This is a genomic window from Actinoplanes cyaneus (assembly GCF_016862095.1).
Taxonomy (GTDB): domain Bacteria; phylum Actinomycetota; class Actinomycetes; order Mycobacteriales; family Micromonosporaceae; genus Actinoplanes; species Actinoplanes cyaneus.
Map to the genome: position 1 here is coordinate 63667 of NZ_BOMH01000051.1, position 12420 is coordinate 76086.

Consider the following 12420-nt stretch of genomic DNA (forward strand, 5'->3'; position numbering starts at 1 on the left):
GTGATCGATGCCCGGGCCACGGTCGGCGTCGTCTGGAAGCAGGAGTCCGCGCGCATCGTCGCCGCGCTCCTGCGGATGGTCCACGACGTCGGCCTGGCCGAGGAGCTCGCGCATGACGCCCTGGTCACGGCCATGGAACGGTGGCCGGCCGAGGGCGTCCCGGACAATCCCGGCGCCTGGCTGACGACCGTCGCGCGGCGCAGGGCCGTCGATCACCTGCGGCGTTCCCGCCGATTCGACAGTACGGACCTCGAGCCCCCCGACGTCGCCGAGCAGAGCGACGACGTGCTGCGGTTGATGTTCATCTCGTGTCATCCGGTGCTCGATCGACCGGCGCGTGCGGCTCTCACCCTGCGCGTCGTCGCGGGCTTGAGCGTGCCCGAGATCGCGCGCGCGTTCCTGATCGGGGAACCGGCTATCGCGCACCGGATCGCGGCCGCCAAACGAACCCTTTCCGCGTCCGGCGCCGCCTACGGACTTCCGTCCGGCGCGGAGCTGAGCGGGCGGCTCGCCTCGGTGCTGGAAGTCGTCTACCTGGTGTTCAACGAGGGTTACGCGGCGACCTCCGGTGACGATCTGATGCGGCCCGGCCTGTGCCTGGAAGCCCTGCGGCTCGGCCGGTTGCTGGCGGAACTGGCGCCGGACGAGCCGGAGGTGCACGGCCTCGTGGCGCTGATGGAGATCCAGCAGTCACGGTCGGCGGCCCGCACCGGAGCCCGCGGCGAGCCGGTCCAGTTGCACGAGCAGAACCGGGGGAGATGGGACCGGCTGCTGATCAACAGGGGCTTCGCGGCGATGCTGCGGGCCCGTGCGACGGGAGCCGCGAAGACCCCCGGGCCGTACGTGTTGCAGGCCGCGATCGCGGTGTGTCACGCCCAGGCGCGGACCGCTCAGGAGACCGACTGGGAGCGGATCGCGACACTCTACGAGGCACTGGAACGGCTCCTGCCGACCCCCGTGGTCCGGTTGAACCGTGCCGTGGCGGTCGGGTTCGCGCGCGGGCCGCAAGCCGGGCTGGCGCTGGTGGACGCGTTACGGGCGGATCCGGCACTGCGCGATTACCACCTGCTGCCCGGGGTCCGCGGCGACCTGCTGCTGCGGTCGGGACGCGGCGCCGAGGCTCGTACGGAATGGGAGCGGGCGGCCTCGCTGACCCGCAACGCCGCGGAACGGGACTTCCTGCGCGCCCGTGCCGCGACCGCCGGGACGGCTGGACGTGGACCGGAGCTGGGCGCGATGGTGGACGAGTTCCTGGCGGGGCTCGGATCGGGGACCGCCTCGGCGTACCGGAAATCGCTCGCCAGGATGCGCCGGGCCCTGGGCGAACGGATCTCCCTGACCACTCTGGATGCCGCCGGCGTAGCCGCGGTCGTCGCCTCGCTGTGGCCGGATGCGGCGCCGCGTGGCTGGAACCGGCATCTGGCGGCGTTCCGGTCCTTCGCGGCATGGGCAGGATTTCCGCAGCTGGCGGCGGAGTTGAAGAATCGGGCGCTGCCACCGGCCGGCGAGCCCGTGCCGGTGGATCCGCTTCTTCCGGTCCTCCGGATTCCTTCCGGTGTGCCATTGCGGGAACGGGTGTTGTGGCTGATGGTGCGGGAATCGGGGGCGCCGATCCGGGCGGTGCTCGCGCTCGACGTGCAGGATCTGGACCTCGCCCGGCGGGCCGGGCCCGCGGTGGCCTGGCGGGAGCAGACCGCCGCGCTGCTGCCGGAGCTGATCGCGGGCCGGGCCCGCGGACCGCTCTTCCTCTCCGATCGGCGGCCGGGGCCGGCCCGGCGGCCCGGACCGGCCGACCTCTGCCCGGAGACCGGGCGGCGCAGGCTCTCCTACGAGCGGGCCGAGTACCTCTTCAAACGGGCGACCGGCCGGACGTTGCGAACTCTCCGCATGTCTTGACTCTGCCCCTGGGGCAGACCTCACTCTCGAGACATGAGATTCACGGCTTCGGATCGCAGCGCGGTTGCCGGCTCCGTCCGGCGTTCAGGGCACGGCCGCGGGTGCGGTGTCGGCCCTGGGCACCGGCTGGGGCCCGGCGGGCGCGCTGCGATCCGGTCGCGGCGCGGCGCCGCTTGTGCCGCCGGCCCCGCTGGTCCCGTCGGCCCCGCTGGCCGTGGCCCGCCCCGCTTGTCCCGTCGGCCCCGCTGGCCGTGGCCCGCCCCGCTTGTGCCGCCGGCCCCGCTGGCCGTGGCTCGCTCGCTCGCTCGCCGTGATCCGCCCGCCGCGCTCGTGCCCCGCTGGCCGTGAAGCGCCCGCCGCGATCGTGGCTGGTCCCGATCGTGGCCGATCCCGGGCGTGCCGTTCAGCCGGGCGTGCCGTTCGGGGCGGCGTGGCGCTCAGCCGGGAGTGGGCTCTCAGCGGTAGGCGGAGTGGCCGGTCAGGGCCTGGCCGATGACCAGGGTGTGGATCTCCGACGTGCCCTCGTAGGTGAGGACTGACTCCAGGTTGTTGGCGTGGCGAAGGGGGGAGTATTCGAGCGTGATGCCACTGCCGCCGAGGATCGTGCGGCACTCGCGGGCGATCGACAGCGCCTTGCGGACGTTGTTGAGCTTGCCGACGCTGACCTGGTGCGGCTTGATCGTGCCGGCGTCCTTCAACCGTCCCAGGTGGATGGCGAGCAGGGCGGCGGTGTTCAGGTCGACCGCCATGTTCGCCAGCTTCTCCTGGGTGAGCTGGAAAGCGGCGATCGGCCGGTCGAACTGCACGCGCGTGTTCGCGTAGTCCAGCGCGGTCTGCACACAGTCGCGCGCGGCGCCGGTCGCTCCGAAGATGATGCCGAAACGGGCCTCGTTCAGGCAGCTCAGCGGTGCGCCGAGACTGCGTGCGCCGGGCAGGCGGGCGGAGTCCGGCAGACGCACCTCGTCCAGGATCAGCTCGCCGGTGATCGACGCGCGCAGTGACAGCTTCTGCTTGATCGTGCGCGTGGTGAACCCGGGCGTGCCCCGCGGGACGAGGAAGCCCCGGATGCCGTCCTCGGTCTGCGCCCAGACGGTGGCGATGTCCGCGATGCTGCCGTTGGTGATCCACATCTTGGTGCCGGTGAGGAGCCAGTCGTCGCCGTCACGGACCGCGCGGGTGCGCATGTTGGCCGGGTCGCTGCCGAAGTCGGGCTCGGTCAGCCCGAAGCACCCGATCGCCTCACCGGCCGCCATCCGGGGCAACCACTCCTGCTTCTGCTCCTCCGACCCGTACTTCCAGATCGAGAACATCGCGAGGGACCCTTGGACCGACACGAAGCTGCGCAGGCCGGAGTCACCGGCCTCCAACTCCAGACACGCCAGGCCGTACGCCACGGCGCTCGTCCCGGCGCATCCGTAGCCGTCCAGGTGCATACCGAGAACGCCCAGTTTGCCCAGTTCGGGCGCGAGCTCGCGAGGGAAGGTGCCGGCCTCGAACCACTCCGCCACATACGGGCGCACCCGGTCGGCGACGAATCGGCGGACGGTCTCCTGAATCTGCCGTTCCTCGTCGCTGAGCAGGCCGGCGACATCGAGCAGTTCCAGCGGGTCGGTGAGGGCCATGCGTCCTCCAGAGGTTTGCGGCGCGCCCGATTCAGCGATGGTACGGGCGCGCCCGGGTCATTGCGGTGGCACTGCTTCTCCATTTCGCTTCCGGCCTGCCGATAGTGCCTGTTGGCAGGGCTTTCCCCGCGGGGATGCCGGAAGATCGGGTGAGGAGTGAGATGCGCGGCCAACCGCCTGACCGTCGCATGGACGAGGGTTTCACGCTGGTCGAGGTCCTTGTGGCGTTGGCTGTGATCAGCATCGCCATGGCCGGGCTGGGTGCCTTCTTCGTCAACGGTGCGCTGACCGTCGCTCAGCAGCGGGATCAGCGCTATGCGGTGCGGCTGGCGAGCAACGCGCTGGAGCAGGTCCGCGCCCTCGAGGGGTCCGCCCTGCTCGACGGCCGTGGCCAGGTGAGCGTCGACCAGCAGTGGGCGGACCTGCAGGCCGGGCCCTTCAAGGACAAGCTGAAGCCGTACTTGGCGACCATGTCGCAGGAGGGCAACAAAGGCAGCACCGAGGGCCAGAACGCGGCGCTCCCGACCGTGTCGAAAACCCTGACCGTGGACGGCCTCACCTTCCAGCAGAGCATCCTCGTCGGCAAATGCGAGGTCTACGTGACCCGCACCGACGACTGCGTCAGGCCGCTCGACGAGCTCGATCCCAAGCGCCCCACCGACAGCACCTCGATCTTGGAGTACTTCCGGGTGGTGGTGCTGGAGACCTGGCAGCACAAGAGCTGCACCGCAACCGGCGGCCAGTGCGCGTACCTCGCCTCGACCCTGGTCTCCAGCAAGAACGACGACGCCAAGTACAGCTCCACGCGAGCCATCCCGAAGATCCGGCCGCCGGACATGCGGCTGTTCTTCCGCGGCGTCCCCGCCACCGTCGCCGACGGCAACGTCGTCTACATGAAGGCCACTGGCGGCAACCTGCCCAACAGTTGGAGCGCCGTCAAACTGCCCGACGGGCTCGGCATCAACGCGTCGACCGGTGTCGTCTCCGGGACGCCGACGAAGGCCGGCGTCTGGACTTACGCCACCACCGGCACGTACGTCAAGGTGGTGGAGAGCGTGCCGCCGGTCGGAACGCTGTCGCCCCGCTCGGACACCGACCAGGCGCTCGGCACCAAGTGGCAGGTGATCGAGCGGCCGAGTCTCGCGGTGCCCGCGCCGGTGAGCCACGTCGGCGACCCGGTCGCCCTCCCGGCGATCGTCGTCGACAAGACCAACAGCGCGGTGTCCTACAAGTTCGCGCTCGACACCGCCCTTCCGGCCGGACTGACCTTCGACGCGACCACCGGTGCGATCACCGGCACGGCCACCACCGGCTACACCGCGAGCATCACTGTCACCGCCAGCACCACCACCATCGACCAGCCGTTCAAGCTGACGTTTACCCACACCGTGCTGCAGCCGCTGACTCTGCAGCCGATCCCCGACCAGCAGGTCGACCTGCTGGCGACGGTCAACCTGGCCACGACCGCCGCGGGTGGCGACGGCAAGTACACGTTCTCCGCGACCGGTCTGCCGGCCGAGCTGAGCATCAATCCTGCCACCGGGGTGATCTCCGGCGGGCCGGTCCTCATCGGCGGCCGGTACCTGCCGACAGTCACGGTGAAGGACGGGACCGGCGCGACGGTGAACGCCGGCTTCGTGATGCAGGTGGGCTCGCTCACCGCCACGCTGCAGTTCACCTCGCCCGGTGCCGTGGTGACCTCGACGTCGCTGCAGTCGGTGACGCTGACGGTCGCGACGAACGCCGACGCCATCGGCGTCAAGGTCAACAACATCGACGCCACCGGCCTGCCGCTCGGCGTCACCCTGAGCGGGAAGGGCGACAAGATCAGCGGTAAACCGACCCTGCCGGGCATCTACACCGTCACGCTGCAGGCGACCACCAGCGGCAAGGACACGCAGACCGCCAGGTACACCTTCGTGTGGACCGTCCTGTGAGCCGGGGAGGTGCCTGGATGCGACGGTGGAAGCGCCGCGACGACCATGGGTTCTCGCTGATGGAGGTCCTGGTGACGACCGGGATCATGTCGGTCGTGACGCTCACGGCGGTGACCGCGATCATCCAGATCTACTCCGGCACCAAGCAGATCGAGCAGAACTCGGTCACCGGGGACCAGCTCGACATCAGCTTCAACCGGCTGGACCGGGAGTTGCGCTACGCGACGTACGTGTCCCCGGTGGGATCCCCCGCGGGAGTCACGACCCGGTTCTACCTGGAGTTCGCGATCCCGCGGGAGAAGCCGGACACGCCCAAGCGGTGCCGGCAGCTGCTGTTCGACACCGACAAGAAGGTCCTGACGATGCGGAGCTGGGACCTGGGCAGCACGCCGCCCGCGGCGTCGACCCTCGCCACCGACGTGGCGCTGGACGGCACCCCCAAGCCGTTCGAGGTCTACCTGCCGGGTGACGCGCCGTGGAAGACCGCGAGCGCCGGGACCACCGGGGTCGGCACCCAGTTCACCGCGAAGTATCTGATGGTCCGCGTGCATTTCAAGGTCACGGCAGGCGACGTCACGCAGCGGTTCGACAACGCCTTCACCACGCAGAACATCGGCGAGGAGAACGACCTCGACGGCAAGGACGACAACCCCGAGAAGATCGATGTGACGCTCCAGCAGTGCAGCAACGTAGGGAGGCCGTAGCCATGAAACCGCACCGCCGTTCGGGCGACGACCGCGGCTCGCTGCCCATCGCGATGATGGTCGTGACCGTCGGGCTGGTTCTCTCCGTCGCGGTCCTGCCCATGATCCTCCGGCAGTTCACCACGGCACGCACCATGGCGGACCGCAGCACGGCTCTTGCCGGCGCCCGGATCGGCCTGGACGTGGTGATGGCCCGGATCGCCGCGGCTGCCTACGGCTCCACGGGCCTGCTAGAGGACCTGCCGTCCTGCGCCGAGCCCATCACGGGTGACGTCGGAGTGGGCGGGGAGAAGATGGAGTACGTCGTCACGATCACGTACAAGGATCGGGACGGCAAGGTGCTGACCTGCCCGCTCAAGACGGCGCCGAAGACAGCGGAGGTGAGCTCGAAGGGGCTCGGCTCGCTCGATGTCGCCCCGACCGACAGCAGCACCTCGGAGCAGACCTCGCGCACGCTGGACGGGACCTACACGTTCGCGCTCGACAACGACACCCACAAGGCCACCGGCGGTTCGATCCGGATCGACTCGTCCACGGCCGGCAACCTCTGCATGGACGCCGTGACGAAGACCCCGGTGGCGGGCGCGGCGGTCAAGATGCGGGTCTGCGACGGCAGCAGCACCCAGCAGTTCCGGTACACTGCCGAGCTCTACATCAAGCTGGTCAACTCGGAGACGGACGCCTATCCGAACGGCATGTGCGTGTTCGGCACCACGGCGCACGCGAACGGCAAGGCCGTCGTGCTGCAACCCTGCCCGAGCACCACCGGCAGCATCGTGCCCGACTTCCAGTGGAGCCTGGACAACGCCAGTAACCTGCGGACGACGAGCCCCACCAAGGTGGTGGAGGGCTACTGCATCAACCTCACCACCGCCAGCACCGTGAACACTCCGCTGATCCTGGGCAATTGCAGCGGCAGCGCCACACTCAACGTCTGGCGGTTCGACGCGGCTGTCGGCGCCGGCATGGCCGGTGAGGACACCAATCAGCTGGTCAACTACTCCCAGTTCAGCCGCTGCCTGGACGTCACCAGCAGGTCGGTCACCTCGACGTACATGATCGCGTGGTTCTGCAAGCAGGACCCGAACGGCGTCGTCGACTGGAACCAGACCTGGTACCACCCGATGCCGAACGACTCCGCGAAGGAGACCGAGAAGAAGGGCGTCATCTACATCATCACCGGCGGCAAGCGGTACTGCCTGAAGTCGCCGCTGGTGGCGACGTCCAGCAGTTGGGTGACGGTGACGACGACCGGGTGCCCGCAGACCGACGTGACCAGCACCGCCGGGATCCCCGCTGCCCTGGTCTGGAACGTCAAGCACAACACCGGCAGCTACACCACCAGTTACCGCATCGAGGACAGCACGGGCCTCTGCCTGCAGCCGACCGACCTCGCCACCGGGGTGAAGAACGTGGATCTGCACTCGGACGGCACCAGCAAGGTCAAGGTGGCCGTGTGCAGCAGCAACGAGTTGCAGAAGTGGAACGCGCCGCCGGACATCAGCAACTCGAGTCCGCTCAGCGACATCACCGAGAACTGACCACGAGCCGGGGCACTCCAGGTGCCCCGGCTCGTGTCGCTTCCTGGCGGAAACTGGTCAGGAAAAGAGAAGCCCGGGCGAGTGGCCGGCAATTAGCCTTTCCGCCATGGAGAAGATGCACGCTGCTGACAGCCACGATCTGATCCGTGTGCACGGCGCACGCGTCAACAACCTCAAGGACGTCAGTGTCGAGATCCCGAAGCGCCGGCTGACCGTTTTCACCGGGGTCTCCGGGTCGGGCAAGAGCTCGCTGGTGTTCGGCACGATCGCCGCCGAGTCGCAGCGGATGATCAACGAGACGTACAGCGCGTTCGTCCAGGGTTTCATGCCGTCCCAGGCGCGCCCCGACGTGGACGTGCTGGAGGGCCTGACCACGGCGATCCTGGTGGATCAGGAACGGATGGGCTCCGACCCGCGGTCGACGGTCGGGACCGCGACCGACGCCAACGCCATGCTGCGCATCCTCTTCAGCCGGCTCGGCGATCCGCACATCGGCTCGCCCCAGGCGTACTCGTTCAACGTCGCCTCGATCTCCGGCGCCGGCGCGGTGACCATGGAGAAGAGTGGGGTCACCACCAAGGAGCGGCGCAGCTTCAGCATCACCGGCGGCATGTGCCCGCGGTGCGAGGGTCGCGGCGCGGTGACCGATTTCGAGCTTTCCGCGCTGTACGACGACAGCAAGTCCCTGAACGAGGGCGCGCTCACCATCCCGGGTTACAGCATGGACGGCTGGTTCGGCCGGATCTTCCGTGGCTGCGGGTACTTCGACCCGGACAAGCCGATCAAGAAGTACACGAAGCGGGAGCTGCACGACCTTCTCCACCGGGAGCCCACGAAGATCAAGGTCGACGGCATCAACCTGACGTTCAGCGGCCTGATCCCGTCGATCCAGAAGTCCTTCCTGTCCAAGGACCGGGAGGCGATGCAGCCGCACATCCGCGCGTTCGTGGACCGCGCGATCACGTTCACCACCTGCCCGGAGTGCGACGGGACGCGGCTGAGCGAGGGCGCCCGCTCCTCGAAGATCAAGGGGGTCAGCATCGCCGACGCGTGCGCGATGCAGATCAGCGATCTCGCCGGCTGGGTGCGCGGGCTGGACGAGCCGTCGGTCGCCCCGCTGCTCGGGAAACTGCAGCACACGCTCGACTCGTTCATCGAGATCGGGCTGGGATACCTCTCCCTGGACCGGCCGGCCGGCACCCTGTCCGGCGGTGAGGCGCAGCGCACCAAGATGATCCGGCACCTCGGGTCGTCGCTGACCGACGTGACGTACGTCTTCGACGAGCCCACGATCGGCCTGCACCCGCACGACATCCAGCGGATGAACGAGCTGCTCCTGCAGCTGCGCGACAAGGGCAACACCGTGCTGGTGGTGGAGCACAAGCCGGAGATGATCGCGATCGCGGACCACGTGGTGGACCTGGGCCCGCGGGCCGGCTCGGCCGGTGGGGAGATCGTGTTCCAGGGCTCGCTCGACGGGTTGCGTGCCAGCGGCACGCTGACCGGCCGGCACCTGGACGACCGGGCGACGCTGAAGAGCGACGTGCGCAAGGCGTCCGACTTCCTCGAGGTGCGCGGCGCCGGCCGGCACAACCTGCGCAACGTCGACGTCGACATCCCGCTCGGCGTGCTCGTCGTCGTGACCGGGGTGGCCGGCTCCGGCAAGAGCTCGCTGATCCACGGCTCGGTCGCCGGCAGGGACGGCGTCGTCGCTGTCGACCAGGGGGCGATCAAGGGCTCGCGGCGGAGCAACCCGGCGACGTACACGGGTCTGCTGGAGCCGATCCGCAAGCAGTTCGCCAAGGTCAACGGCGTGAAGCCGGCCCTGTTCAGCGCGAACTCGGAGGGCGCCTGCCCGAACTGCAACGGCAACGGCGTGATCTACACCGACCTGGGGATGATGGCCGGGGTCGCCACCACGTGCGAGGTGTGCGAGGGGCGGCGCTTCGACGCCTCGGTCCTGGAGTACAAGCTTGCCGGCCGGGACATCAGCGAGGTCCTGGCGATGCCGGTCGCCGAGGCCGTCGAGTTCTTCGCCGCGGGCGACGCCAGGAATCCGGCGGCGCACAAGATCCTCGCGCGGCTGTCCGACGTCGGGCTCGGCTACCTGACGCTGGGCCAGCCACTGTCCACCCTGTCCGGTGGTGAGCGGCAGCGGGTCAAGCTCGCCGTCCACATGGGAGAGCAGGGTGGCGTGTTCATCCTCGACGAGCCGACGACCGGCCTGCACCTGGCCGACGTCGAGCAGCTGCTCGGGCTGCTGGACCGGCTGGTGGACGCCGGCCGCTCGGTGATCGTCATCGAGCACCACCAGGCCGTGATGGCGCACGCCGACTGGATCATCGATCTGGGGCCGGGCGCGGGTCACGACGGTGGCCGGGTGGTCTTCGAGGGCACCCCCGCCGACCTGGTCGCGGCGCGTTCCACCCTGACCGGCCAGCACCTGGCGGAGTACGTCGCCGCCTGATCGGATGGTGCTCGTGCCCGGGATCGTCGCGGCGGTGCCTGCTTTGCCGGGTGCGGGCGACCTTTCGGATGGTGGGGATCAGGCCTGTAGATCTTGCCGATATCGATCGGCCCTGGTCGACTGTCCGCTCATCGGCGATTGATGAAGTGGCGGGGGACGCCGGTCGCCGGCAAGCGGAACGGTGTGATCACCGATGAGGACTGTGCGCGCGCTGGTCACGGCGGCGATGGCAACGGGTGTCATGTTCGTGGATCCGGTCTCCGCGCGGGCTGACGATCCGCACGTGATGCCGATCGATCCGGCGGCCTACGACGGGTCGGTGGCGGCCGAGCCGACCTTCGGCGCCAGCGCCGATCCGGGCGACCCGACCGCGACCGCCGGCTGCGGTGCGGCCGCCCCGGACCCGGTGCCGGACGGCGCGCCGATCGTCGTCAGGATCGGTGGTGCCGCGCCGTTCACGGTCGGGAGGATCAGCGCGGCGACCTGGAAGAATCCGCCGGTCGCCGACCCGTCGTGGCGGCTGACGTTCCAGGGTCTGATGTGGATGAAGTCGCTCGCCCGGCGCGCGGCCCAGGACGGTCAGCAGCAGTCGCTGGCCGCGCTGGTCGCGCAGGCGGCGCAGTTCCACCGGGCCGACCCTGATCCGCGCACCAACGCGGCCGGGTGGGACGAGGGCACCGCGCTGCGCCGGCTCGAGACGGAGAACTGCCTGTACAGCCTGACCCGCGCGGCGGCCCTCATCCCGGGCATGTCCGCCGACGCGGCGGTGCTGCTGGGCAAGCGCTATTACGGCCCGCCGTACGCACCGGTGCACAACCACGGGCTGATGGCCAACCTGCGGCTCGTGCGGGCCGGTGACCTGCTGGGCAGGCCGGCCTGGAAGTCCACAGCGGTCAAGCGGATGACCGCCGAGGCGCCGCTGGCGTTCTCCCGGGCCGGGCTGTCGTTCGAGCAGTCCTCCGGTTACCAGGGGGTCAACGCGAACATGTGGGGGCAGGCGGCCGAGGTGCTCGCCGCCTCGCCCGGCGCCGGGGCGGCCGCGGCCACCCTGCGCAAGGTGGTCGCCAAGGCGTGGACCGCGTTCGCCTGGGAGACCGAGCCGGACGGCAACATCGTGCAGATCGGTGACTCCGAGGAGTCCGCCGGCCGGTCCGTCCCCCGCAACTGGGCACGGACGCTGCGCGACGACCAGACCGGCACGATCGTCGGCCGCTGGTCCTGGAGCGATCGGCAGACCAGTTACTACACGGTTCGCTACGGCCCGCCGCGGCGCGCGCACGGCCAGGAGGACCGGGCCGGCGGGGTCACCTGGTCGACGCTGGGCTCGCGGGTGCTGGTCGGCCCCGGCAAGTACAACTACGACAAGAACTCGCCGTGGAACGCCTACATGATCAGCCCGCTCAGCCACAACGTCGCTATCCCGAACGGTGGCGCGGTCAAGTCCGGCCGGACCGCGAAGGTGAAGACGGCGCTGGTGCAGTCCTCCGCGCACGCCTGGACCATCGTCGACGACATCTACAACACCCCGCACACCCGTAACGTCAACGTCAGCCGGGACGCGCACCGGATGCGGGTGACCGACCTGTTCTCCCGGTCCACCCTGTGGCGGCAGCACTGGCACCTCGATCCCGGCTGGAGGCTGACGTCCGGCAAGGTCGGCGGCACCACGGTGACCTTCACCAACTCGGCCGGCCGCAGACTGACGGTGACCACGACCGGGCGCGTCTCCGGCATGGTCAAGGGCCAGACCCGTCCGATCAACGGCTGGCACTTCGCGAAGTTCGGCTCCCGCGTCAAGGCCACCGATCTGGTGATCCGTTCGTACGGCCGGGGCGCCACGGTCACCACGTTCACCGTCCGGTAGCCCCCGGCGCGGCTTGCGCTTTGTCGGCTGGTGCTCATGGTGGCTATTCGCGCGAACAACCACCGTGAGCACCAGGCAGAAAGCCTGATCCCGGCTCCGGCTGGTCCTCATGGGCGTTATTCGTGCCTGATAACGCCCATGAGGACCAGCCGGAGCCTCCAGCCGCGCCGCACGCCGGCCGCCGCGGGGCCTCGCGGAGGCGGACGGACGCCGGCCCGGGCCGTTGCGCCGGTGCCGCTGACCTACCGGCGGTGACGCCGGGACCGCACTGCACGGGTCTGCTGCTCTGACCGCGCCCAGCAGCGGACGCCGCCCTTGCGGGTTTCGCGTTCTGGGCCGGTCACGGCCCTGCGAGGCCCGTGAGGGTCCCCGCGGGAGCGGCGGACCCG

At 69.7% G+C, this 12420-nt stretch carries 7 protein-coding genes; 6 read left to right on the plus strand and 1 reads right to left on the minus strand.

Features of this window, described 5'->3' with window-relative positions; all coding sequences use genetic code 11:
* Positions 1 to 1896: an RNA polymerase sigma factor gene (locus tag Acy02nite_RS32600; protein WP_203749162.1), complete on the plus strand. Its 1896-nt coding sequence runs from the start codon at positions 1 to 3 to the stop codon at positions 1894 to 1896.
* Between the two features lie 455 nt (positions 1897 to 2351).
* Here the strand turns inward: Acy02nite_RS32600 and Acy02nite_RS32605 are convergent, their stop codons facing one another.
* Entirely contained in the window at positions 2352 to 3518 is a 1167-nt protein-coding gene (locus Acy02nite_RS32605) for an acyl-CoA dehydrogenase family protein (RefSeq protein ID WP_203749164.1), read from the minus strand.
* Positions 3519 to 3679: 161 nt separating this feature from the next.
* Here Acy02nite_RS32605 and Acy02nite_RS46755 point away from each other — a divergent pair, with 161 nt between their 5' ends.
* From Acy02nite_RS46755 to Acy02nite_RS32635, 5 genes are all read left to right on the plus strand, one after another.
* Positions 3680 to 5455, plus strand: a complete 1776-nt coding sequence (locus Acy02nite_RS46755; RefSeq protein WP_239175420.1) for a putative Ig domain-containing protein — start codon at positions 3680 to 3682, stop codon at positions 5453 to 5455.
* A 17-nt stretch (positions 5456 to 5472) separates the two neighbouring features.
* Positions 5473 to 6159: a prepilin-type N-terminal cleavage/methylation domain-containing protein gene (locus Acy02nite_RS32620; RefSeq protein WP_203749167.1), complete on the plus strand. Its 687-nt coding sequence runs from the start codon at positions 5473 to 5475 to the stop codon at positions 6157 to 6159.
* Between the two features lie 2 nt (positions 6160 to 6161).
* Positions 6162 to 7700, plus strand: a complete 1539-nt coding sequence (locus tag Acy02nite_RS32625; RefSeq protein ID WP_203749170.1) for an RICIN domain-containing protein — start codon at positions 6162 to 6164, stop codon at positions 7698 to 7700.
* A gap of 106 nt (positions 7701 to 7806) precedes the next feature.
* Entirely contained in the window at positions 7807 to 10167 is a 2361-nt protein-coding gene (locus Acy02nite_RS32630) for an ATP-binding cassette domain-containing protein (RefSeq protein WP_203749173.1), read from the plus strand.
* Positions 10168 to 10360: 193 nt separating this feature from the next.
* Positions 10361 to 12031, plus strand: coding sequence for a hypothetical protein (locus Acy02nite_RS32635; RefSeq protein ID WP_203749176.1), 1671 nt, complete (start codon positions 10361 to 10363; stop codon positions 12029 to 12031).
* The last annotated feature ends 389 nt before the right edge of the window (positions 12032 to 12420 follow it).